Origin of the sequence: Saliphagus sp. LR7, assembly GCF_003344565.1 — an archaeon.
GTDB lineage: Archaea > Halobacteriota > Halobacteria > Halobacteriales > Natrialbaceae > Saliphagus > Saliphagus infecundisoli.
Window position 1 is genome coordinate 194,569 of record NZ_QPND01000007.1, and the last position, 19,824, is coordinate 214,392.

The window sequence follows — 19,824 nt, forward strand, 5'->3', positions numbered from 1 at the left end:
ATGCGGGAGAATCTACCGAGAGGGCCGCGGACCGAGCGCGCCCAGACGACCCAGGACTTCGTCATCGGGATCGGGATCTTCCTGCTCGCGGTCGCGTTCGTCTTCAGCTTTCTGCCCTCGCTGCTCTCGCCGTACGCGCCAGCAGTCGACGGCGGCGACGCCGCCCAGGCCGATCGGGTTGCAGGGGAGGTGCTCGAGACGGTCGAAGGCAACGGGACACAGGAGGTGAACGTCACGGCGTTCAACGAGACGTACGGAAGCACCGGAAGCGACGATCTGGCGGCGCAACTCGGCCTCAGATCTAGCGGCAGCGCGATCGATCGAGTCAACATCTCGATCGAGACGTTGAATCCGTCGAAGGAGACGTCTAATCGGACGATCATCGGAGGCGGCGACACGTACGAGGGAAGTCCAAGAGCGAGTTCGGCCCGGATCGTGCGTGTTACTGATCTTGAAGAAGACTGTGACCCCGCGTGTCGGTTGGTGGTGCGCGTATGGTGAGCGACGATCGGGGCCAGGCCTACACCCTGGAGGGGTTCGTCGGCGCGATCGTGTTGCTGATGGCGGTGTTGCTCGCCGTCCAGTCGGTCGTCGTCTCGCCGTCGGCGGGGGGAGACGTCGATCGATCGGTCCAGACCCAACTCCAGGGCGAGGCCCGGGACGCGCTCGTCGTCGCCGGAGCCGAGGGCGACCTCTCGCACGTCGTTCGGTATTGGAATCCGGCTGAAGAGGAATACAACGCATCGAACGTAAGCGAGTCCGCTCGAGGTTACTATACGGCGGATCGATTCGCTGATCGTTCGTATATGAGTGCGACGTCTGCCAACGAGTTCGGGTTTGGCGAACTACTCGACAAGCGGTTCGAGGAAGCTGCCCGCAGTTATAACGTCGAACTCGTCTATCAGAACAGCGAGGACGAAACCGAGAGTTTCTACCTGGTCTACCAGGGCTCGCCCGACTCGAGCGGGGTCAGTGCGAGCCACACAGTCACGCTCACGGACGATCAGGAGCTGACCGCACCGGGAACGACGAAAACGCTTCGGGAAGGCGGGAACGAAAGTAATGGATCGTATCGGATTCCGGACGTAGACGAGGAGAGCCGGCTGTACAACGTCGTGGAGGTGCGGCTGGTCGTATGGTAGGGCGCCCCACTGCCCGAGGAGAGCGCGCACAGCTGATCCTCGTCGGCGCGATCGCGCTGGCCTTCCTGATCTTCGGGATCGTCGTCGTGTTCAATAGCGCCATCTACAGTCAGGCAGCCGGCCAGGATGGGACCGTCGAACGGGCCGGCGAGCCGCCCGTGGTCGAGACCGAGGTCGAGGAAGGCGTCCGCAGCGTCGTCAGGTCCGTCAACGCCGATCGGAACACGACCATCGAGCGAAACGACTCGAACGGGTCCACCAACGGGAGCGAAGGAGGGAACGAGACGGAGAACGGAAGCAACGGGGCCGTCTCCCAGTCGGAGAACACGAGCGAGACCGTAGAGCAGGTTGACGGGAACCTGACCGCGTTCGAGGGCCACTACCGGAACGCGACGGCTGCAAGCCGACCGGTACTCGCGAACGTGACCCTCTCGGCGAACGACAGTAACGTCGGGACGATCGTCCACCAAGACGAGTTCGAGGATCTGGCCGGCAACGAGAGTCGATTAGTACTCAATGGAACCAGTGAACCGTACGATGTAGAGCGGTTCGAGCTTACGCTGAACGCAAGCGAGTTCGAGGGGCTGACCGTCGAACTCGGTACTCAGGACGATGTCGAGTTCGGTCGAAATGCCGAGAACGTCACCGTCAGTATGGGTTCCAACGAGTGTGAACTCGACCCCGCAGCCGGGGTTGACGAGAACTCGACAGTAACGATCGATCTCTTGGGTGGGGAGACCGACGAAGGGTGTCTGGACGATCTCGGATTCGAGGAAGAGGTGACCTCAGTCACCTTTGCGAACGGAACCGGCGCGATCGGAACGTTCGAACTGGTCGTCGACGCCGAGGAGATCGACAGCGAGTTCGCGTTCGGACCGGCGGTTCTCTCGGTCAAGGCGGACCTTACCTACGAGTCGGACGAACTCACCTACGTTCGAGAGAGGGAAATCGACGTCTACGGTGATGAGCCGTGACCGGGCCGAGAGGACTTCGCGGGGACGACCGAGGGGTCTCGGTCGCGCTTTCGCACGTGCTCACGATGGGGATCACGGCGGTTCTGATCGCGGGCCTGCTCATGGGCGCCAGCGCCATGCTCGACGGCCAGAGCGAGCGCGGCGCCGAACGCTCGCTCGAGACCATCGGCGAGCGAGTGGCGAGCGAGGTGGCGAGCGTGGATCGGCTCGCTCGGGAGGACCCGCGACCGGGAACCGTGGAACTCCGAGTCGATCACCCCGACGAGGTCTCGGGGAGAACGTATTCGGTCGGACTTAGCGAGAGCGACTGTGGGACCTTGATCCAGAGCGCGTGTGTCGTCCTGTCCGCTCCGGGTGCGCGTACGACGGTCCAGGTACCGCTCGCGATCGACACCAGCATTGCCTCGGAAAGCGCCCAGGGTGGGGAAATGAGAATCATCTACGACGGCAACGAGATCCGCCTGGAGAGTGGTTACGGATGATCGCCGGACAGGACGAGGACCGCGGCGTGAGCGAGGTCGTCGGGTTCATCCTCGTCTTCGCGGTCGTCATCATTTCCGTCGGACTGCTCTATACGACCGCGTTCCAGTCCATGCACTCCTACCAGGAGGGCGAGCAGGTCAAGTCGGCAGCCCAGGGGATGGAGGCGCTCGCGTCGAACTTCAACGACGTTCTTCGACAAGGGGGAACCGATCAGCGTTCGGGAGAACTCACGCTTCGGGATGGGACCGTTCGGACGGACGGGTCCGGCGGCTCGCTTACGGTCGATATCGACAGCGACGGATATGACGAGACGGTTTCTCTCGGCAAGCTAACGTACCAGTACGGCTCGAGCACGATCGCCTACGAGGGCGGTGGCGTCTTCCAAGGCGTCGAGGATGAGCCAGATAGGAGCGCCGTGACGAGCCAGCCGGCCCTGGCGTGTGGGGACGACAGGGCGGTCGTCTCAGTCCTCTCCCTCGATGGGGATGAACGATCGATCCAGGCGAGCGGCACCCAACGGTTCACTCTCGTCGAACAATCTGTCGAATCCCGGACGTTCACGGGGGTGAATGGCGTTTCTCTCGCAGTAAGCGGCTCCGCTCACCAGGGCGGGTGGGACGCAGCGCTAGATCGGAACGGCTGGAATAATGGGAGCTGTACCGCTTCGACGGTTGTCGTTCGAATCGTCCGGGCGACCGTCGAGTTCTAAGCCCGACTCGCAATCACCGCATTCCGGGGGGTGGACCGTCGTCGCCGTCCTCGAGTTCGACGTCCAGCCCCATCTCCTCTCTGCGTTCCCGGAGGCGTTTGACCTTCAGGTAGGTGACGCCGAGGGCGCTCCCGCCGAGGACGGCGACGATCCCGACGAGCCCCGCGAAGAGGTAGATGTCCCGGTCGAGGAAGTATCGGACCGAGATCGTCGAGTCGAGGTCCTCCCAGGTGATCCGCTCGCGATTATCCACGATCTCGCGCTCGTAGCCGCCGGGGCTGACGTCGCCGAAAAAGAAGTTGTCCGTCCGCTGGCCCCTGGGGAGGGTCACCTCGTAGGAGCCCGAGACGTAGGCCGGAAGCGAGAAGGTCTTGGCGCCGGCCTCGCCCGTAAAGGCGAGGGTCCCGTTGCCGTCGGGGACCGAGACGTCGGTGCTCGAGCGGTCCTGGTCGACGTCGATCTCCGAGCCGGTCAGTTCGGTGCCGTTGGGGTGCCAGTAGCGGACGGCCCTGATCTCTAAGGGGTCGTCGGCGTACAGCCCCGAGCGGGACAGCGAGAGGTCGTCGGTGTCGTTCAGGTCGTAGACCGCCCGGAACTCGCCGCCCTCGACGTCGATGGCGACGTCGGCGCCGCTCTCCCGGAGGTCGCCGTACTCCCCGCTTTCGTCGAGCGTGTCGTCGTCGATCCCGCCAAAGATCGCCGAACAGCCGGCGGTGGCGACCATGAGAGAGACCAGTGCGAGGGCGGTCGCGAGACGGAGGCGCCGTCCCATCTCAGGGGACGACACACCGGAGTTCGGCGGGCAGGTACTCCCCGACGCTGGCGAGCAGCCCCGGTGGGTCCGTCCCCGGCGTGCAGACGACGCTCTGTTCGAGCAGTCCGAGCCGTTCGACCGTGACGTAGTCCTGGGCGTGGCCCGCCCGGTTCAACGTCGCCCGGACCTCCGCGCGGGTCGCGCTGTTGACGTTGAGTCGGCCGTCGCCCCGGGTCCACTCGTAGAGGCGGTCGCGTTCGGCCTCGGCGAGGCGGCCCTCTCCGTCGCCGTCGTAGACGAAGCGCATGGGGAGATGTTGGACGAGACCGAACCGATCGCGGATCTGGGAGGGCGACCCCGGACCCAACTCGATCCCGTCGGCGGGGATCCGAACGTCGCTCCCGGCGTCGAGGACGAACCCCTCCTCGTCCCAGGACTCGAGCGTGCCGACGTGGACCTCCTCCGCCTCGAGGTCGGGAAGAATCTCGCCGAACTCCTCGCGGAGGACGTTCCGGGCGACGACGCTGTCCTCGCCGTCGATCGTCACCGAGGGGAAGTCGTCGTGGCGGATACCGACCTCGTAGGTGACCTCTAAGTCGCCGACGGCGTTTCCGACCAGCGATCGAAGCGAGTCGAGCGCGCGCTCGCGGGCGTCGCCCTCGACGTAGAGCTTCGTTGCGAGGACGACCATCAGGCTTCGATGTCCAGGTTGAGTTCGTCCTCCAACGAGTCGAGCCGGTCGTCCATCGAGTCGATGAGCCGGTCGTTGTCCATCGACTCCAGGGGGGAGCCACACTCGGGGCACTCGAAGCCGAAGTCCATGGCCTCGCCGAACTCGAACCTGATCGAACAGATCTCACAGAGGTAGAACTCGTGGTTGCGTTCGTACTCCCGGCGCTCATCCAGGGCGTCGTGGAGGCGATACATCTCCTCCTCTAGGTTCTCGGGAATGTTGTCGTACTCGAACGTCCAGAGGTAGGTGAGCCAGCCCGAGTCCTCGTCGCGCAGGCGTCGGTAGCTCGCCAGGTCGTTCTCGTAGAGGATGAACAGCGACCGGCGGACGTCGTTCAGTTCGAGGTCCAACTCCTCGGCGAGTTCCTCGTCGGTGACCTCGCCGTCGGGCGGGGCGGCCGCGACGGGCATTCCCGTGGGGCCGACCAGCTCGTGGAGATACTTCTGGATCACCGGATCCTCGAGGAGGTCCTCAAAAGCCATTGCCCACTCTTGTGGGATCCGGCCATTAAGTCTTTTGAGAGCGCCCCTGGGCGGGACTTCGTCGACTCCGCAGCGGCCGCTGGCCCGACTCGCCGGTAGTTTCAATAAACCCACACCAGTAGTTCGAGGCGTGATGCGATCGCGGGTCGTCTCGCTGATCGAACGGGCCGACGCCGTCGCCGCCAGCGCGGTCTGTCTCCTGGTCGCGATTTCCTACGTGGCCGCCGGCGTGGGGGGCTGGTCACTGGCACCGATTTCCTCGGTCCTGACGACGTTTCCGGCGATCAGATGGATCGTAGACCGGACCGGGATGGGCGAGGGCGACGCACGGGTCCTGCTCGGCGGGGCCTGCGCGGCGACCGCGGCCGGCGGCGCCGCCGCGGGAGGGAGGGCCACGATCGGCCTCGCCCTCGGTGCGGTCGGCTGCTGGATCGCCATAGACGGGCTCTACGAGCGCGTCCACGGTGACGACGCGGCCCGCACTACCGGATGGATGGGCGTCCTGACGGGCCCCCATCGGCGCGTGATCGAGTCTCTCCAGGACGCCCGTCGTCCGCTGACGGCCACGGAACTCGCCGACCGAACGGGACTCGAGGGTACCGAACTCGAGGCGACCCTCGAAGCCGTCTCGAGGACCGACCGGGTCGATCGGATCGGCAACGGATACGCCGTCGAGGAGGGCACATTCGGCACGAGCGCGTTCGTCTCGAGGGCTCTCCGGGGCGTCGGGCGTCGCCTCGCTCGGCCCCTGGGGCTGTTCGGCTCCGCCGACCGAACCGCAGGTCGCTGAGCTGACTGATTGGGACGCTTCGGTCCTGTCGACACGTTAATGGTTCTCTGGAATGATGATCGGGCATGGCGGAGTCGATCGTCGCGGCGGCCAGGGACCGAATGCCCCTCTCGGAGATCGTCGGGGCCGTCGCCATCGCCGTCGTGCTCTCCAGCCTCGGCTACGAGGAGATGGCCATCGTACCCCTACTCGGGGTCGTTCTCGGACCCATCGCGACCCGGGCGTTCGACGCGCTCGATCTCGGCTTGACGAGCCTCAGGATCCTCTTCGGTATCTTCGTCGCCGTCGCCGGAGCATCGACCCTCTCCGACGGCGGCGAAAGCGTCTGGCTCGGCGCCGTCCTCCTAGTGGCCGGAAGCTGGCTCGTCCTCGACACCCTCTACGAGTACCGCCACGGCGAACCGACCGAACCGGTGTCCGTGGAGAAAGAGGAGGACGAGCCCTCCATGGCCGAGATGCAGGCGCTCGGAACCCACGGACGGTGGGTCCTTGAGACCCTCCGGGAGGCCGATCGGCCGCTCACGGCCGGCGAGATCCGGCCCCGGACGGGGCTGACCGAGGACGAACTCGCGGACGTCCTCGAGATCCTCGAGGGCAATGGGACGGTCGAACCGATGGGCACCGGCTACGTCATCGACGAGTCGGCAATGGGACTGACCGGGTTCGTCCGGAGCATCGGCGGCCGGCTCCTCCGGCCGGTCCGGCTGTTCGGTCCCTCGTAGGGGATCACGAGCCGCCGGACGCGAAGGTTCCCCGCTGCTGTCATGCGTCTTCACTCGGACCCGGTGCGGCTCGAGTTGACGACGACGAGGAGGCTGCTCGCGCCCATCAGTACCGCGGCGACGAGCGGGTTGACGAGCCCCGCGACGGCAAGCGGGATCGCAAGCAGGTTGTAGCCGACCGCCCAGCCGAGGTTCTGGCGGATCCGTCGGCGGGTCGTCCGCGAAGTCTCGAACACGCCAGGGAGGGCCCCGAGGTCATCGTCGAGCACGACGACGTCGGCCGCCTCCATCGCGACGTCCGTGCCGCCCTCGAGGGCGATGCCCATGTCGGCCCGGGCGAGGGCGGGCGCGTCGTTGGTCCCGTCGCCGACCATCGTCGTCGTCCCCTCGGACCGGAGCCGGCGGACGATCGCCTCCTTCGACTCGGGACGGACGCCCGCGAACACCTCGTCGACGGCCGGGTGGTCGTCCAGCCAGCGGGTCGCGCGCTCGTCGTCGCCGGTGAGCACGACGATCCGCCGGCCCTCGGCCGACAGCGCGTCGACGACCTCCGCCCAGTTCTCGCGAGGGTCGTCCCGGAGGGCGACGACGCCGACGACGGCGCCGTCACGGCCGACGACGGTCGGGTGAAAGCCGCGCTCCCGGGTCGTCTCGATCGCGTCGGCGAACCGGTCGGGGATCTCCCAGCCCGCCGACCGGACGGCCTCGGGGTGGCCCACGCGGACCTTTCGCCCGTCCACGGTCGCCGAGACGGCCCGTCGCTCGCGGTCGAAGTCCTCGACGGTCTGCTCGAGACCCCCGTCGGCGGCTTCGACGATCGCCTCGGCGATCGGGTGGTTCGAGCGCTCCTCGACCGCGGCGGCGAGGGCGAGCACCCGGTCGTCGTCGGCAGTGACGTCCTCGACTGCCATCTCGCCGGTCGTCAGCGTCCCCGTCTTGTCGAAGACGACGACCTCCGAGTCCGTGATCCGTTCGAGGACGGTCGGTGAGAGCACGATCGTCCGGTCGTCGGCCGCCCGGGCGCTGCCGGCCGCGAGCGAGAGCGGCGTGGCAATCCCCAACGAACACGGACAGGAGACGACGAGCACGGAGAGCCCGATCATGAGCGACTCGGCGGTCCCGAGACCGGCGGCGAGCCAGAGCGCCGTCGCGCCCGCCGCCACCGCGAGTACCAGCGGGACGAACGCCACGGCGAAGACGTTGGCGAGGCGCTGGGCGCCGACGTTCGTGCTCTGGACGTTCCACAGCAGTTCCACGAGTCGATCCATCGTGCTCGAGGCGTCCTCGCCGACCTCGACGACGACCGAGCCCTCGAGAAGGGTCGCGCCGCCGACGACGGCCTCGCCGGGAGCGACTGACCGCGGCACCGACTCGCCCGTGAGCAACGCCTCGTCGGCCGTCGCGGTCCCCTCGACGACGGTGCCGTCGAAGGGGATCCGGTCGCCGGCGTTGACGCGGATCCGGTCGCGGGGGCCACACTCCGCGCGGTCGGCCGACGCGAACGAGCCGTCGGCTCCCTGCTTCCGGACGGTCGTCTCGTGGGCTGCCGCGAGGTCCGCGTGGGTACCGACGGCCCGGCGCTTCACCCGCGACTCGAGGTGGTTTCCGACGGTGACGACGACGAGCACCAGCACCGCGACGTCGAAGTAGACGTGGCGCGAGCCGACGACGAACGCCGCCATCGAGTAGGCGTACGCCGCGAGCACGGCGATGGCGACGAGGAGATCGACGTTCGGCCGGCGCACGGCGAGGCCGACGTACGCGCCCCGGAGGATCGGGTAGCCCAGCCCGAGGACGATCAGCGTGCTCCAGACGGCAAGCGGGACGAACACCATCGTCCGGATCGTCTGCCCGTAGAGAAACGACTCCGGGTAAATCCCGAGGTAGGTCGGGTAGACGAACAGCAGGTACGGCGCCATCACGGGCATCGAAAGCAGGACGGCCAGGGCGACACGGTAGCGCTCGAACACCGACCCGCTCTCGCTCCTCGCCTCGCCGGGCTCGCTGGCACGATAACCGACGCCACTCACGGCGCCGGGCAGGTCCGCGCGGTCGATCGTCTCCGGATCGTACGTCAGCCGGATCATCTCCGTCGCGTAGCTCACCCGCGCGTCCTCGACGCCCTTGACGTCGGTCGCCGTCGCCTCGAGGAACGCCTCGCAGGTCGTACAGTGCATTCCCTCGACCGAGAGGAAGGCGGTCTCGAGGTCGTCGTCCGTCACGGCCGGATCGACGGGTTCCTCGGCCGATTCCGGCTCCGCGAGGAGAGCGGGGTCGTCGGGGTCGTCGGCGTCCTCGACGAGACGGTGGACCTCGAGACAGCCCCGACAGCAGAACTCGCCGTCGACTCCCTCCTCGCGAACCGACCGAGAGCCCGTGGGGAGGTCACACAGGGTGCAGGTCGTCATGGGGATCGTGATCTCGGGTAGAGCCCGCCGTCCCAAAGACGTTCTGGCGACCCATTAGGCGACCGACCCGACGTACAGCGTGACGACGAGGAAGAGCCAGACCGCGTCGACGAAGTGCCAGTACATCGAGGTCGTCGCGACGGCGGTGTGGCGCTCGGCCGAGAACTGCCCGCGGCCCGCGCGGACGAGGACGATGGCGAGCAGGATTACGCCGAGTGCGACGTGGAGCCCGTGGAGGCCCGTCAGCGCGAAGAAGGCGCTCCCGAAGACGTCCGTGAGGGCGGCTCCCTCGACGACCAGCAGTTCGTAGTACTCGAGGAGTTGGCCGCCGACGAAGACGACGCCGAGCACGACCGTCGCCCCGAGAAACGCCAGAAACCGCCGCCGGTGGCCTCCCCGGATCGACTCGTGGGCGACGTGGAGGGTGACGCTGCTCGCGACCAGGACGGCTGTGTTGATCGCGACGAGCGAGGAGAGCAGGTGGGGGAGCTCGCCGGGCGGCCACGGGCCGGTCCGGACGAAAAAGAAGTAGACGAACCCGGCGGCGAACGTCATCACGTCGGTCGCCAGAAACAGGACCATCCCCCACCGGAGGTCCAGTCCGTCGCCCGCGGCCCCCTTCCAGTAGCGCGCGACGAAGCCGTGGTAGGTCCAGCCGTAGAGGCTTGCGAGGAAGATCCCGACGCCGCCGACGAGCAGGACCGACGGGAGCGCGGGGCCGACGATCGCGTCCTCGCCCCGCGCCAGCAGCGCGAGCGCGGCGCCGGCGTACAGCCCCGCGGCCCCGACGGCGGTAGCCAGGGGCCACCAGCTCGCCTCGCCGAACCCGCGGGGCCAGTCGGCGGGCGCGGGCGCGTGGTGATCGCTCTCGCTCGACTCGTCGGCAGAGCCCATGAGGGGGCTACGATCGCGCCCGGCAAAAACCCCGCCTCTCGGACGAGCGTTTCATTGCCCTCCGGATGGAAGTCGGCCCGATGGGAGACGAGCCGACGAAGTCGAGCCCGTGGCCGATCGTCGCCGCCGTCGGGATCGCCGCGACAGAGGCCGGCGTCCTGTTCGGAGTCGTGCCGGTCGCCGTCGGCGGCGTGCTCGCGTTCGGCTCGAGCGTCGCCGGGATGGCCCGCGAGGTCGGCTACGCGACGGACCGGTGGCGGCCGCTCCGTCTCGTGGGTGCCGCGATCGCCGTCGTCGCCGCGGCCGCCTGGCTCGGCGTCGCGCCGTCGCCGACCCCCGGCGGACTCGCCGATGCGGCCCGGACCGATGGGATCGCCGTCCGGGCGGCCATCGTCTTCGGATCGGCGGTACTACTGGTGGCCGTCGGCGCCGTCGGTCCGCTCGTCGCCGGGAGCGCCGGAGGCGATCGCGGGCGGTAGCGCCCTCACAGCGCTACGACGGCGAACCCGATGACGAAGACGGACGCGGCGGCGCCGGCCAGGAGCAATCCGAGCGACACCTTGCGGGACACGTCCGTCCCTCCGGCCGGGCCCCACTAAAACGGATCGCCGCGGGCGGGTGGCTACCGTAGCCACCCCCCGGAGCGGGCGACCGAACCGGGCCCGACAGTTATTACCCGGACGCCCGTAGGCACGGGCGATGAGTCAGGGCGACGAGGCCTCCCCGAACCCGGAGACCCCGGACGCTCCCTTCGACCGGGAGTCGGACCTCGATGCGGAGATCGACATCACCCCCAGAGTCGTGCTCGCAGCCTTCGCCGGCGGCGCGGCGGGACTGCTGGCCATGGTCCCGGTCCTGTTCGCGTTGCCCGCCTTCCTCCAGCTGTTCCGGGCGGACTCGCTCGTCGACCTCGCGGAACTCGGCCGGGTGCTCGGCCTCGAACCGAGCCTCCTGCTCGGACTCGTGGTGTTCGTCGGCGGCGGGACGGTTGCCCTGCCCCTGCTGTTCGTGGTGGGCGGCGCCTTCCTCCCGCCGCGGGAGCCCCGGGCGGTCCGCGGGCTCACCTTCGCGACGATCATGTGGACCGGGTTCGTCATCGCGTTCTGGCCGGGCGAGTACGCCGGCGCCATCTTCCTTGGCCTCTCGCTTGGCGCCCACTGGGTCTACGGCTACGTGCTCGGGACGACCATGGAGCGCTTCGCCTACATCCCCCAGCACGCCGTCTGAGCAGGGTTACTCGGGTTCCTCCGGGTCGGTCGCTTCCTCGGATGGTTCGGATTCGGCTCCCGTATGGTCGTCCGGGAGGGGTCGTTCGGCCCGGCGTTTTTCGATCCGGTCCTCGAACCACTGCCACTCCCGGGTGAACTGGCCCGTCTCCTTCAGGTTCCAGACGTCGGCGTCCTCGACGATCGGCCCCACGCGGATCGACTGGACCAGATTGACGAGCCAGAGGACGACGCTGACGCCGATGACGAACGCGCCGATCGAGGCGACCTGGTTCAGGCCGACGAACTCGGCGGGGTAGGCGGCGTACCGTCGGGGCATGCCCATGTAACCAAGCACCAACAGCGGGACGAACGTGACGAACGCGCCGACGATCAGGAGCGTGGCCTGGGCCCGGGCGAGTCGCTGATTGTACATCCGGCCGGTGATCAGCGGGAACCAGTAGTAGCTCGCGGCGATCATCGCCAGCGGGATGATGCCGACGACGATGAGGTGGAAGTGGCCCACGACGTAGTGGGTGTCGTGGAGCACGAGATCGACGGGGACCGCCGCGAGGAAGACGCCCGTGATCCCGCCGATCACGAACGTGCTCATCGCGCCGACGATACAGATCATCGGCGCGGAAAGTTCGAGACTGCCGTTCCACATCGTCGCGATCCAGTTGAACTCCTTGATCGCACTCGGGATGGCGATCGCGAGCGAGACGGCCATGAAGCTCGCACGCAGGCGCGGGTCCATCCCGGTCGCGAACATGTGGTGGGCCCAGACGCCGAAGGACATGACGCCGATGGCGATCGTCGAGTAGACGATAAAGCGAAAGCCAAAGAGCCGGCGGCCACAGAACTTCGGCAGGATGAGGCTGATGAGCCCGAACGCCGGCAGGACGAGGATGTAGACCTCGGGGTGGCCGAAGAACCAGAACAGGTGCTGCCAGAGCATCGGCCCGCCGCCCTCGATCGCGAAGAACGTCGTCCCGAAGTTCCGATCGAGCAGGAGGAGGATCACGGTACTCCCCAGCAGCGGGAACGCGAGCAGGATCAGCCCGCTCGTGACGAGCATGTTCCACGAGAAGATGTCGAGTTCGTCCCAGCCCAGGTCGTCGGGCCGTTCGGTGACGATGGTGACGATGAAGTTGATCGCCGCCATCGTCGTGGCGATCCCGCTCAGGTGGAGTCCCAGCAGCGTCACGTCGATCTGGGGGTTGGCCATCTCCGTCGAGAGCGGAGTGTACATCGTCCATCCCATCGAGACGGGCTCGAGCGCGAGCAAGGCGCCGACCCCGATCGGGAGCACGCCCAGGACGGCTCCGAGCACGTCCGAGATCAGTCCGCCTCGAACCAGCACCAGCGACGGCGGGAGCAGCCAGAACGCGACCGCGTTGATCCGCGGGAACGCCATGTCGTCGGCGTCGAGAAGTAACGGCAGCATGTAGTTCCCGATCCCGGTGAACACGGGCGTCACGAAGAAAAACAGCATCGTCAGCCCGTGGGTCGTAAACACCGCGTTGTACGTCTCGACGTTCCAGACGACGGTCTCGGGCACGAGCAACTCCGTGCGCATCATCATCGCGTCGGTCGCGCCCCACAGCCCCGCGGCCGTCCCGAACAGGATGTACAGCAGCCCGATGTCCTTGTGATCGACGGTCGTGAGCCACCGGAGGACGCCGGACGGTTTCTCCCTCCTCGTCAGTCCCACCGTCGGCGAGATGACGCCGCCGTCGGCGTACCACGCCGGTGGCGGGTCCCGCTGGACGCGCAGGTAGGCCGCGAGCCCGCCCAGTAGCGCCACGGCGAGGACAATTCCGGGAACCGCTCCGATCATCGATCCCCCTCCACGACCCCGTTGCGGTCGCCGCGGCACCGCAGTGCCGTCGCAGTCGGTCGATCGGGATCTCGTCTCATCGTGTCCCTCCAGGTGTCGGTCGGTCCGCGGACGACTCGAGCAGTCGGCCGTACACTGCGCCCAGCGTGAAGCCGTACAGCCAGTGGGCGAACAGCGTGTAGACGCCGAAAAAGACCAGGAGCGGGCCCCCGATGTCGCCTCTGCCCGTGATCACGAACGGGATCCAGAGGATCGTGCCGAATACCACGCCGCGGGCGGCGGGATCCGGACCGCGCGGGAGGTAGCGTTCGAGCGCGAGAAAGAGGAGGGGCCAGGCGACCACGCCGGCCGCGGCGAACACGACGAAGCCCAGGACCGGATCGCCCGGCAGGCCGATGAAGCGTGCGACGACGTCGAACAGCTCCATCGTCGAGCGCGTCTCGACGTCGAGCAACAGGAGCATCACGGACATGACGGCGGTCCCGGCGACGCCGCCGGCGACGGCGCTCGGTGCCCGGTTCATGGCTCGTCCCCGCCGGACGATTCGTTCGTGGCATCGGTCGCCGACTCGTTGCCCGCCTCGCCCGCCCGCTGGTCCTCGAGCCACGCCTCGTACTCGTCCTCGCTCACGACCTCGACCGTCGAGAGCATCCCGGAGTGGCCCACGCCACAGAGTTCGGCACAGTAGAGGCGGTACTCCCCGGTCCCGGTGAGTTCCGTCCGGAGCAGGTTGGTCTCCCCCGGGATGGCGTCCTGTTTCAGTCCCAACTCGGGGACGTGGACGGAGTGGACGACGTCCTCGGCGGTGATGGACAGGTAGATCGAACGGTTCTCCGGGAGCACCAGCGTCTCGTTGGTCGCCACGCCCGCGTCGGGATACTCGAAGGCGTACTCCCACTGTTCGGCGGTGACGTCGACCTCGACTGCGTCGTCGGGAACATCGCCCGACTCCCCGTCGATCGTCGAGACCGACGGATGTGCCAGCGCGTGAAACGACGCGGTCCCGACGAACAGCAGGACGAGCGCGGTCGCGACCGTCCACGTGATCTCGAGCTGTCGGTTCTCGCGGGTCGGCCGTGGCTCGTCGTTGCCCCGGAACCGCCAGAGCGTGTAGATCAGGATGATCTCGACGAGGACGGCGATCGGGACGGCCATGTAGAGCAACTGCCGGTTGAGCCGCCGGATGAGCTGGTCGGTGACGGAACTCGCGGCGACCGTCGACGGTGTCGCTGCGAGGACCACCGAGAGCAGGACCACGACGGCGACGACACCACGGCGTACCCGCGTCATCTATCAATCGGGTACGATCACTCCTCGCATAAACGTTTGTCCGACGACGGCCGGGGGTCCCGACGGCTGCCGTGGGATCGTTTATTACGCTCCCGGTCGAACGCACGCCCGTGCTCGAGTGGCTCTCTCGGGAGACCGTCGTCGATATCTCGATCAACGGGGCGCCGCTTTTCATCCTCGCGTACTTCGCGGTCCTCATCGAGGTGGCCTCTCCCTGGTCGTTCGACCCGTTGCCGGTCGTGCTCACCCACACGCTGACGCTCTTTCCGCTGGTCGTGCTCGTGTTCGCGACGTACTACGCGGCTCGCGCGATCGAGCGCGACGCCGCCCGCTCGGCCCCGACGAGGGACTCGACCGACGACCCGCCGGAGGGCACCGACCGATGAGCTTGCCCTCGATCTACACGCCCGAGGGCGCGTTCGCGTACATGCTCGTCGTCATCGGGCTCGCGCTCGTCACCGCCGTCGTCTACCTGCTTTCGTTTGCCGGCGCGACTGTTCCGTTCTGAGACGGTCGGCGGACCGCCGGCGCACCGTCGGTCACAACCCGCGGGTCCTCCCCCGGCATATCGGTTCCCCCGAGCGTACGACCGCGGCCGTTCCGCTGGCAGAACGGGTCGCCACTGCGACCCGCCGGGGGCGGCGGTTCGGACGTTCGGTTTCCGGGGGCGGGCTACCGGCCGTCACTTCCGCGGTCCGTGTCCCCCGCGTCGTCCGCCGGCTCGACCCGCTTTCCCGTCGACCGCGGGATCACTCGCCGGTCGGCCTCCTCCCACTCGCGCTCGAGTTCTTCGCCCTCGAACAGCCGGTCTAAAAAGACCGCGAGCCCCGCGACCTCGGAGTGGGGCTGGTTCGTGACGCCGACGTTCCAGTCGGCGGCCTCGTAGACGTCGAAGGGGACCTTCTCGGCGCCGACGACCACCAGGATGGGTGCCTCGCGGTGGGCCGTCCGGATCTCCGCTTCGACGGTCTGGACCTCCTGGCCGTACATCGTGAGGTGAACCACGCGTCCGTCCCAGTCCCGGACGAGCCCGTAGGGGGAGTCGGTCAGCTCCGCCTCGAAGGGGCCGCCGAACCGCTCGGTGATGTCGCGGACCGTCTCGCGGCTCTGGGTCGCGTTCTCGGGGAGGATCACCCTGTCGGCACCGAGCGCGCGGGCGGTGAGCCCGACGTGGGTCGTCATCCGGTCGTCCCGGCCCGGACGATGACCCAGCCGGAGAACGGCGACCTCGGGCGAGCCGTGCATACGCGAGGTTGCGCGCTCGGCCATATGTGGGTTCGGATCCGGGGCCGTTGCCGGCCCCGTCCCGGCGGTAGCTTTTTGATCGAACCGACTCGACGTCCGGGCGTGATCGGTCCGTGACGACTCTCCGGGAGCGACTCGAGACGGTCCGCGAGCAGCGTTGGGGGATGGCTGCGGATCTGGCGTTCGCGGTCGTCTGGGTGACGATGGTCGAGATCCTCTTTACGGTCGCCGACGGCCCGACGTGGGCATACTATGCCTGTATGTTCGCCGGGGTCGTCGCGTACTTCGGGTTCGTCTGGAACACCGAACTCGCGGTCGGCTGGCGACGCGAGTAGACGGTTTCGGCGACCGGTCGGTCCCAGTCCACCGCGACGTCGGTCGGACGAACCCGACCGGGGGCTACTCTCCGCGGGCGTCGACGACCAGCACCGGGACGCGGGTCGATCTGAGCGTCCGTTCGGTGACGCTGCCCAGTAGCGCTCGCCTGATTCCCGACCGGCCCTGTGAGCCCATCACGACGAGGTCGATGTCGTTGTCCTCGACGTACTCCGCGATCATCGCGTGGGGTTTGCCCGCCGAGACGTGCTCGACGGCGACGATGCCCCGCTCGCTCGCGCGGTCGGCGACGTAGCCGGTGGCCGACTCGGCGCGCTCTCGTACGTCGTCCATTCGGTCGTACTGGCCCTGTTCGATGCGGTCTAGCTGTTCGGCGCCGAGACTCAGACTCATCGAGTCGGTGTCGACCACGTACAGCGCGTGGACCTCGGCGCCACAGGTCTCCGCCGTGTCGAGGGCGTGATCGATCGCCTTCTCGGCCGTTTCGCTGCCGTCGGTGGGAACGAGTATCCTGTCGTACATGGGTCAGTCGTCCGCGGGGGTCTCGCCCCCGTCGGCGACGACGTCCTCGGCGGTCTGTTGCTGGCCCATCGGTTCGGGGCTGTGGCACTGCCGGACGATACGTTTGGTCTCGAGGGGCGGCTCGTCGGTGGCCGCCGAGACGACGATGGTGACGGCGAAGACGACCGGGACGGCGATCAGCGCCGAGCCGATCGCGGGGAGCCACTGCGCCAGCGCCGGCGCGAGCGGGGCCTCGAGCCCGCCGACATAGGCCGGTAACACCTCGTTTATCATCGCCAGCGACCAGATTCCGAGACCGGTGAGCATACCGGCGAGGGCACCCTGGCGGTTCGTGTTCTCCCACCACATCCCGAGGAAGAACATGGGAAAGAGGACGGCGCCGGCCAGCGCGAACGCGTAGGAGACCAGCGCGGCGATCGGCGCCGCGGGGTCGAGCGCGGCGAGCGTCGTCAACACGCCCAAAAGGACGATGCTCAGGCGCCCGACGAGGACCTGCTGGCGCTGGGTCGCGTCGGGGTTGACGATGTTCGTGTAGATGTCGTGGGAGACCGCCGACGAGCCGGCGATGAAGAGGCCGGCGGTCGTCGCGATCGCCGCCGCGATCCCGCCCGCGGCGACGAGCCCGACGAACCAGTCGGGAAGTTGTGCGAACTGTGCCGCCAACACGACGATCACGTCGCTCGCCTCCGTGCTCATGCCGGGATCGCCGTACACCGCGCCGATCTCCTGGCCGTAGAGGTCGGTGCCGAACGCCGCAAACGCCGGAGCGCTCCAGTAGAGCAGACAGATGAAAAAGAGCCCCCAGACCGTAGACCAGCGAGCGGTCCGCTCGTTCTCGACCGTGTAGAACCGCACGAGGACGTGGGGCAGGCCGCAGGTGCCGACGATCAGCGAGAACGTCGTCGCGATCCAGAGGTAGTAGCTCTCGTTGACGAACGGTTCGGAGAACTCGCTGCTCAGATCGTTGATCAGGGCGCCGTACTCGAGTTGGGGCAGGACCGTCGAGTAGCCCTGGGTCCAGCCGACGACCAGCAGGCCGACGAGGAAAGCCGAGATGAGGATGACGTACTGGACGGCCATGTTCTTGGTCGCGCCGAGCATCCCCGACAGCGTGAGGTAGCCGACGGTGATCGACATCATGATGACGACCATCGCCTGGTAGCCCGAGAGGCCGAGGAACCCGAGGTCGCCGAAGATGTAGAGACCGACCAGCCCCATCCCGCGGGCCTGTCCGATCGCGTAGACGAACCCGATGAGGAAGGTCGTAAGCGCCGCGATCGCGCGTGCGCTCTCGGAGTTGAAGCGATCGCCGACGAAGTCCGGCGCGGTGTACTTGCCGAACCGCCGGAGCTGTGCGGCCAGGAAGATCAGCAGGATGAAGTAGCCCGTCGTCCAGCCGACGACGAACACCAGGCCGTAAAAGCCCGAGAGGGCGATCGAGGCGGCCATCCCGAGGTACGACGCCGCCGACATCCAGTTGGCGCCGATCGCCATCCCGTTTTCTAAGTTGCCGATCGACCGCCCGGCGACCCACATGTTCTCCGTGTCGGCGACCCGAAAGACGAACCCGATGGCCAGAAAGAGGAGCAACATCCCGATCACCAGCGCGGCCGGCACCGTCTTGAACGAGATGTCCATCCCCTCCGGGAGCAGTTCGGACTGCAGGACGACGGTCGGGAGCCCTGCCCCGGTCATTCGTCGCTCCCTCCGTCGGCGGCCGCCGCCCGGTCGGGGCTATCGGCCGTGCCGGCCGCGTGTTCGATGCCGTATTTCTCGTCCAAGGCGTCGCGCCTGCGGGCGTACCAAAACGAGAGGAGCAGCGCCGCAGTCGGCGCGCCGAAGGCCACCAGGAAGTAGTGTAAGGGGAATCCGAGCACCGGCATCTCGGTCGTCATCGGGCCGGGCGCGAGCCGCGTCGCCGTCACCGGACCGAAGATGGCCAGCGCCCAGACGGCGAAGCCGACCCAAACCACCCGGAGGTGGTCGCGCATGAACCGCGTGCTCGGCCGCAAGATGTTCACTTCCGAGTTGAGGTAGTCGGTGTCCCGATGCGCCTGTGCCGGTCGGCCGGCGACGCCGCCGTCGGGCCGCGGATCGTCTGCGGCCGGCGAGCGGTCGTCGTCGTCCGGATCTCGTGAGCTAGCGTCTACCATGTGTTTTCGTTGAAGTCGTTCTCGTTGCGATAGCGACACTCAATCGCCCCGGACCTGTGCAGCGATGTCGTCGACGACGTCGGGGTTGCGCAGGGTGGAGGTATCCCCGAGTTCGTCGCCGCTGGCGAGGTCCTCGAGGAGTCGGCGCATGATCTTGCCCGAGCGGGTTTTGGGGAGTTCGGGTGTGAAGATCACTTCTTCGGGGCGGGCGATGGGGCCGATGGCCTCTTCGACGCCTTCGACGATGCGCTCGCGGAGGTCGTCGCTTCCCTCGTAGTCGTCCTCGACGATGACGTAGGCGTAGACGGCTTCGCCCTTGATGTCGTGGTCGCCGCCGACGACGGCGGCCTCGGCGACGCCCTCGGTGCCGACGATGGCGCTTTCGATCTCCATCGTGCCCAGGCGGTGGCCCGAAACGTTGATGACGTCGTCGACGCGCCCGAGGATGGTGATATACCCATCCGAGTCGATCTTGGCGCCGTCCTCGGGGAAGTAGACCCAGTCGTCGGCGTCGGGATCCGAATACTCGCGCCAGTACTCCTCGAGGAAGCGCTCGTCGTTGTTGTAGAGCGTTCGCAACATCCCCGGCCAGGGGTTGTCGACCGTGAGGTAGCCCGCGTCACCCGCCTCTACCTCCTCGCCGCCCGAATCGACGATCCGGGCGTCGATCCCCGGCAGTGGCGGGCCCGCCGATCCCGGCTTCATCTCGCCGATGCCCGGGAGGGTGGTGATCATCATGCCACCGGTTTCGGTCTGCCACCAGGTATCGACGATTGGGCACTCCTCGCCACCGATATGGGTGTAGTACCACTTCCAAGCACGAGGATTGATCGGCTCGCCCACGGTGCCCAACAACCGGAGCGACGAAAGGTCGTGTTCTTCGGGGTAGTCCTGGCCCCACTTCATGAACGCCCGGATCGCCGTCGGAGCCGTATAGAAGATGTCGACGCCATAGGTTTCGACGAGCTCCCACAGTCGGTCCTTCTCGGGATAGTCGGGCGTGCCCTCGTACATTACGCTCGTCGTCCCCAACGCGAGCGGACCGTAGACGATGTACGAATGCCCGGTGATCCAGCCGATGTCCGCGGCACACCAGTACGTATCGTCGGGTTCGACGTCCAACACGGCATGGGACGTCCAGG

The 19,824-nt window shown here is 67.5% G+C and carries 25 protein-coding genes; 12 read left to right on the top strand and 13 right to left on the bottom strand.

Annotated features, from left to right (window positions below; genetic code table 11):
- From DVH23_RS12020 to DVH23_RS12040, 5 genes are read left to right on the top strand one after another with little or no spacing between them, the layout of a single operon-like run.
- A complete protein-coding gene (locus DVH23_RS12020; RefSeq protein WP_114577671.1) occupies nucleotides 1–501 on the top strand; it encodes a hypothetical protein in 501 nt (166 codons plus the stop codon).
- Nucleotides 495–1,142, top strand: a complete 648-nt coding sequence (locus DVH23_RS12025) for a hypothetical protein (protein ID WP_114577672.1) — start codon at nucleotides 495–497, stop codon at nucleotides 1,140–1,142. The genes DVH23_RS12020 and DVH23_RS12025 overlap by 7 nt, the downstream gene beginning before the upstream one ends.
- On the top strand, nucleotides 1,136–2,116 hold the full coding sequence (locus DVH23_RS12030) for a hypothetical protein (RefSeq protein ID WP_114577673.1): 981 nt from the start codon (nucleotides 1,136–1,138) through the stop codon (nucleotides 2,114–2,116). The genes DVH23_RS12025 and DVH23_RS12030 overlap by 7 nt, the downstream gene beginning before the upstream one ends.
- Nucleotides 2,113–2,598, top strand: coding sequence for a hypothetical protein (locus tag DVH23_RS12035; RefSeq protein WP_114577674.1), 486 nt, complete (start codon nucleotides 2,113–2,115; stop codon nucleotides 2,596–2,598). The genes DVH23_RS12030 and DVH23_RS12035 overlap by 4 nt, the downstream gene beginning before the upstream one ends.
- Nucleotides 2,595–3,308 carry an archaellin/type IV pilin N-terminal domain-containing protein gene (locus DVH23_RS12040; RefSeq protein ID WP_114577675.1) on the top strand — a complete coding sequence of 238 codons (714 nt, stop codon included), beginning with the start codon at nucleotides 2,595–2,597 and terminating at the stop codon, nucleotides 3,306–3,308. The genes DVH23_RS12035 and DVH23_RS12040 overlap by 4 nt, the downstream gene beginning before the upstream one ends.
- A 13-nt stretch (nucleotides 3,309–3,321) precedes the next feature.
- Here DVH23_RS12040 and DVH23_RS12045 read toward each other — a convergent pair whose 3' ends face one another.
- From DVH23_RS12045 to DVH23_RS12055, 3 genes are read right to left on the bottom strand one after another with little or no spacing between them, the layout of a single operon-like run.
- Nucleotides 3,322–4,080 (bottom strand): DUF5803 family protein, encoded by a 759-nt coding sequence (locus DVH23_RS12045; protein WP_114577676.1) that lies wholly within the window; start codon nucleotides 4,078–4,080, stop codon nucleotides 3,322–3,324.
- Nucleotide 4,081: 1 nt separating this feature from the next.
- The gene (locus DVH23_RS12050) at nucleotides 4,082–4,753 is read right to left on the bottom strand and encodes a DUF2110 family protein (protein ID WP_114577677.1); all 672 of its coding nucleotides are present in this window, start codon (nucleotides 4,751–4,753) and stop codon (nucleotides 4,082–4,084) included.
- The gene (locus DVH23_RS12055; protein ID WP_114577678.1) at nucleotides 4,753–5,277 is read right to left on the bottom strand and encodes a transcription factor; all 525 of its coding nucleotides are present in this window, start codon (nucleotides 5,275–5,277) and stop codon (nucleotides 4,753–4,755) included. The genes DVH23_RS12050 and DVH23_RS12055 overlap by 1 nt, the downstream gene beginning before the upstream one ends.
- Nucleotides 5,278–5,410: 133 nt before the next feature.
- Here DVH23_RS12055 and DVH23_RS12060 point away from each other — a divergent pair, with 133 nt between their 5' ends.
- Both DVH23_RS12060 and DVH23_RS12065 read left to right on the top strand, forming a co-directional pair.
- Nucleotides 5,411–6,067 (top strand): hypothetical protein, encoded by a 657-nt coding sequence (locus tag DVH23_RS12060; protein WP_114577679.1) that lies wholly within the window; start codon nucleotides 5,411–5,413, stop codon nucleotides 6,065–6,067.
- Between the two features lie 65 nt (nucleotides 6,068–6,132).
- Nucleotides 6,133–6,789 carry a hypothetical protein gene (locus tag DVH23_RS12065; protein ID WP_114577680.1) on the top strand — a complete coding sequence of 219 codons (657 nt, stop codon included), beginning with the start codon at nucleotides 6,133–6,135 and terminating at the stop codon, nucleotides 6,787–6,789.
- Between the two features lie 50 nt (nucleotides 6,790–6,839).
- Here DVH23_RS12065 and DVH23_RS12070 read toward each other — a convergent pair whose 3' ends face one another.
- Entirely contained in the window at nucleotides 6,840–9,197 is a 2,358-nt protein-coding gene (locus tag DVH23_RS12070) for a cation-translocating P-type ATPase (protein WP_114577681.1), read from the bottom strand.
- A 54-nt stretch (nucleotides 9,198–9,251) separates the two neighbouring features.
- Nucleotides 9,252–10,091 carry a heme-copper oxidase subunit III gene (locus tag DVH23_RS12075; protein WP_114577682.1) on the bottom strand — a complete coding sequence of 280 codons (840 nt, stop codon included), beginning with the start codon at nucleotides 10,089–10,091 and terminating at the stop codon, nucleotides 9,252–9,254.
- Between the two features lie 80 nt (nucleotides 10,092–10,171).
- On the opposite strand from DVH23_RS12075, the gene DVH23_RS12080 reads away from it, so the two are divergent.
- Together DVH23_RS12080 and DVH23_RS12085 are read left to right on the top strand one after the other, a co-directional pair.
- Complete coding sequence (locus DVH23_RS12080) at nucleotides 10,172–10,570, top strand: cox cluster protein (protein WP_114577704.1); 399 nt, start codon at nucleotides 10,172–10,174, stop codon at nucleotides 10,568–10,570.
- A gap of 220 nt (nucleotides 10,571–10,790) precedes the next feature.
- Complete coding sequence (locus DVH23_RS12085; RefSeq protein WP_114577683.1) at nucleotides 10,791–11,318, top strand: DUF6789 family protein; 528 nt, start codon at nucleotides 10,791–10,793, stop codon at nucleotides 11,316–11,318.
- A 6-nt stretch (nucleotides 11,319–11,324) separates the two neighbouring features.
- Here DVH23_RS12085 and DVH23_RS12090 read toward each other — a convergent pair whose 3' ends face one another.
- The 3 genes from DVH23_RS12090 to coxB form a co-directional block, all read right to left on the bottom strand.
- Entirely contained in the window at nucleotides 11,325–13,136 is a 1,812-nt protein-coding gene (locus tag DVH23_RS12090; RefSeq protein ID WP_114577684.1) for a cbb3-type cytochrome c oxidase subunit I, read from the bottom strand.
- Nucleotides 13,137–13,212: 76 nt separating this feature from the next.
- Nucleotides 13,213–13,659 carry a DUF6789 family protein gene (locus tag DVH23_RS12095; protein ID WP_114577685.1) on the bottom strand — a complete coding sequence of 149 codons (447 nt, stop codon included), beginning with the start codon at nucleotides 13,657–13,659 and terminating at the stop codon, nucleotides 13,213–13,215.
- Nucleotides 13,656–14,426 (bottom strand): cytochrome c oxidase subunit II, encoded by a 771-nt coding sequence (coxB, locus tag DVH23_RS12100; RefSeq protein WP_114577686.1) that lies wholly within the window; start codon nucleotides 14,424–14,426, stop codon nucleotides 13,656–13,658. The genes DVH23_RS12095 and coxB overlap by 4 nt, the downstream gene beginning before the upstream one ends.
- 71 nt (nucleotides 14,427–14,497) lie before the next feature.
- Here coxB and DVH23_RS12105 point away from each other — a divergent pair, with 71 nt between their 5' ends.
- The gene (locus DVH23_RS12105) at nucleotides 14,498–14,812 is read left to right on the top strand and encodes a DUF6684 family protein (RefSeq protein ID WP_232833753.1); all 315 of its coding nucleotides are present in this window, start codon (nucleotides 14,498–14,500) and stop codon (nucleotides 14,810–14,812) included.
- Entirely contained in the window at nucleotides 14,809–14,934 is a 126-nt protein-coding gene (locus tag DVH23_RS25025) for a hypothetical protein (RefSeq protein WP_255565244.1), read from the top strand. The genes DVH23_RS12105 and DVH23_RS25025 overlap by 4 nt, the downstream gene beginning before the upstream one ends.
- Before the next feature lie 164 nt (nucleotides 14,935–15,098).
- Here the strand turns inward: DVH23_RS25025 and DVH23_RS12110 are convergent, their stop codons facing one another.
- On the bottom strand, nucleotides 15,099–15,671 hold the full coding sequence (locus DVH23_RS12110) for a tRNA (cytidine(56)-2'-O)-methyltransferase (protein WP_114577688.1): 573 nt from the start codon (nucleotides 15,669–15,671) through the stop codon (nucleotides 15,099–15,101).
- A 113-nt stretch (nucleotides 15,672–15,784) separates the two neighbouring features.
- On the opposite strand from DVH23_RS12110, the gene DVH23_RS12115 reads away from it, so the two are divergent.
- Nucleotides 15,785–16,006, top strand: a complete 222-nt coding sequence (locus DVH23_RS12115; protein WP_114577689.1) for a hypothetical protein — start codon at nucleotides 15,785–15,787, stop codon at nucleotides 16,004–16,006.
- Between the two features lie 64 nt (nucleotides 16,007–16,070).
- Here the strand turns inward: DVH23_RS12115 and DVH23_RS12120 are convergent, their stop codons facing one another.
- From DVH23_RS12120 to DVH23_RS12135, 4 genes are all read right to left on the bottom strand, one after another.
- Nucleotides 16,071–16,529 (bottom strand): universal stress protein, encoded by a 459-nt coding sequence (locus tag DVH23_RS12120; RefSeq protein ID WP_114577690.1) that lies wholly within the window; start codon nucleotides 16,527–16,529, stop codon nucleotides 16,071–16,073.
- 3 nt (nucleotides 16,530–16,532) lie between these two features.
- Entirely contained in the window at nucleotides 16,533–18,224 is a 1,692-nt protein-coding gene (locus tag DVH23_RS12125) for a VC_2705 family sodium/solute symporter (protein ID WP_114577691.1), read from the bottom strand.
- Entirely contained in the window at nucleotides 18,221–18,682 is a 462-nt protein-coding gene (locus tag DVH23_RS12130) for a DUF4212 domain-containing protein (protein WP_114577692.1), read from the bottom strand. Before DVH23_RS12130 ends, DVH23_RS12125 begins: the two co-directional genes overlap by 4 nt.
- Nucleotides 18,683–18,721: 39 nt before the next feature.
- Nucleotides 18,722–19,824, bottom strand: a 1,103-nt coding sequence (locus DVH23_RS12135; RefSeq protein WP_157972397.1) for an AMP-binding protein, incomplete at its 5' end; no start/stop codon positions are given.

What these genes read in the sequence shown, in the direction of transcription:
- DVH23_RS12020 (WP_114577671.1), top strand. Translation starts at nt 1, where the DNA reads ATGCGGGAGAATCTACCGAGAGGGCCGCGGACCGAGCGCGCCCAGACG.
- DVH23_RS12025 (WP_114577672.1), top strand. Translation starts at nt 495, where the DNA reads ATGGTGAGCGACGATCGGGGCCAGGCCTACACCCTGGAGGGGTTCGTC.
- DVH23_RS12030 (WP_114577673.1), top strand. Translation starts at nt 1,136, where the DNA reads ATGGTAGGGCGCCCCACTGCCCGAGGAGAGCGCGCACAGCTGATCCTC.
- DVH23_RS12040 (WP_114577675.1), top strand. Translation starts at nt 2,595, where the DNA reads ATGATCGCCGGACAGGACGAGGACCGCGGCGTGAGCGAGGTCGTCGGG.
- DVH23_RS12045 (WP_114577676.1), bottom strand. Translation starts at nt 4,080, where the DNA reads ATGGGACGGCGCCTCCGTCTCGCGACCGCCCTCGCACTGGTCTCTCTC.
- DVH23_RS12050 (WP_114577677.1), bottom strand. Translation starts at nt 4,753, where the DNA reads ATGGTCGTCCTCGCAACGAAGCTCTACGTCGAGGGCGACGCCCGCGAG.
- DVH23_RS12055 (WP_114577678.1), bottom strand. Translation starts at nt 5,277, where the DNA reads ATGGCTTTTGAGGACCTCCTCGAGGATCCGGTGATCCAGAAGTATCTC.
- DVH23_RS12060 (WP_114577679.1), top strand. Translation starts at nt 5,411, where the DNA reads ATGCGATCGCGGGTCGTCTCGCTGATCGAACGGGCCGACGCCGTCGCC.
- DVH23_RS12065 (WP_114577680.1), top strand. Translation starts at nt 6,133, where the DNA reads ATGGCGGAGTCGATCGTCGCGGCGGCCAGGGACCGAATGCCCCTCTCG.
- DVH23_RS12070 (WP_114577681.1), bottom strand. Translation starts at nt 9,197, where the DNA reads ATGACGACCTGCACCCTGTGTGACCTCCCCACGGGCTCTCGGTCGGTT.
- DVH23_RS12075 (WP_114577682.1), bottom strand. Translation starts at nt 10,091, where the DNA reads ATGGGCTCTGCCGACGAGTCGAGCGAGAGCGATCACCACGCGCCCGCG.
- DVH23_RS12080 (WP_114577704.1), top strand. Translation starts at nt 10,172, where the DNA reads ATGGGAGACGAGCCGACGAAGTCGAGCCCGTGGCCGATCGTCGCCGCC.
- DVH23_RS12085 (WP_114577683.1), top strand. Translation starts at nt 10,791, where the DNA reads ATGAGTCAGGGCGACGAGGCCTCCCCGAACCCGGAGACCCCGGACGCT.
- DVH23_RS12090 (WP_114577684.1), bottom strand. Translation starts at nt 13,136, where the DNA reads ATGATCGGAGCGGTTCCCGGAATTGTCCTCGCCGTGGCGCTACTGGGC.
- DVH23_RS12095 (WP_114577685.1), bottom strand. Translation starts at nt 13,659, where the DNA reads ATGAACCGGGCACCGAGCGCCGTCGCCGGCGGCGTCGCCGGGACCGCC.
- coxB (WP_114577686.1), bottom strand. Translation starts at nt 14,426, where the DNA reads ATGACGCGGGTACGCCGTGGTGTCGTCGCCGTCGTGGTCCTGCTCTCG.
- DVH23_RS25025 (WP_255565244.1), top strand. Translation starts at nt 14,809, where the DNA reads ATGAGCTTGCCCTCGATCTACACGCCCGAGGGCGCGTTCGCGTACATG.
- DVH23_RS12110 (WP_114577688.1), bottom strand. Translation starts at nt 15,671, where the DNA reads ATGCACGGCTCGCCCGAGGTCGCCGTTCTCCGGCTGGGTCATCGTCCG.
- DVH23_RS12120 (WP_114577690.1), bottom strand. Translation starts at nt 16,529, where the DNA reads ATGTACGACAGGATACTCGTTCCCACCGACGGCAGCGAAACGGCCGAG.
- DVH23_RS12125 (WP_114577691.1), bottom strand. Translation starts at nt 18,224, where the DNA reads ATGACCGGGGCAGGGCTCCCGACCGTCGTCCTGCAGTCCGAACTGCTC.
- DVH23_RS12130 (WP_114577692.1), bottom strand. Translation starts at nt 18,682, where the DNA reads ATGGTAGACGCTAGCTCACGAGATCCGGACGACGACGACCGCTCGCCG.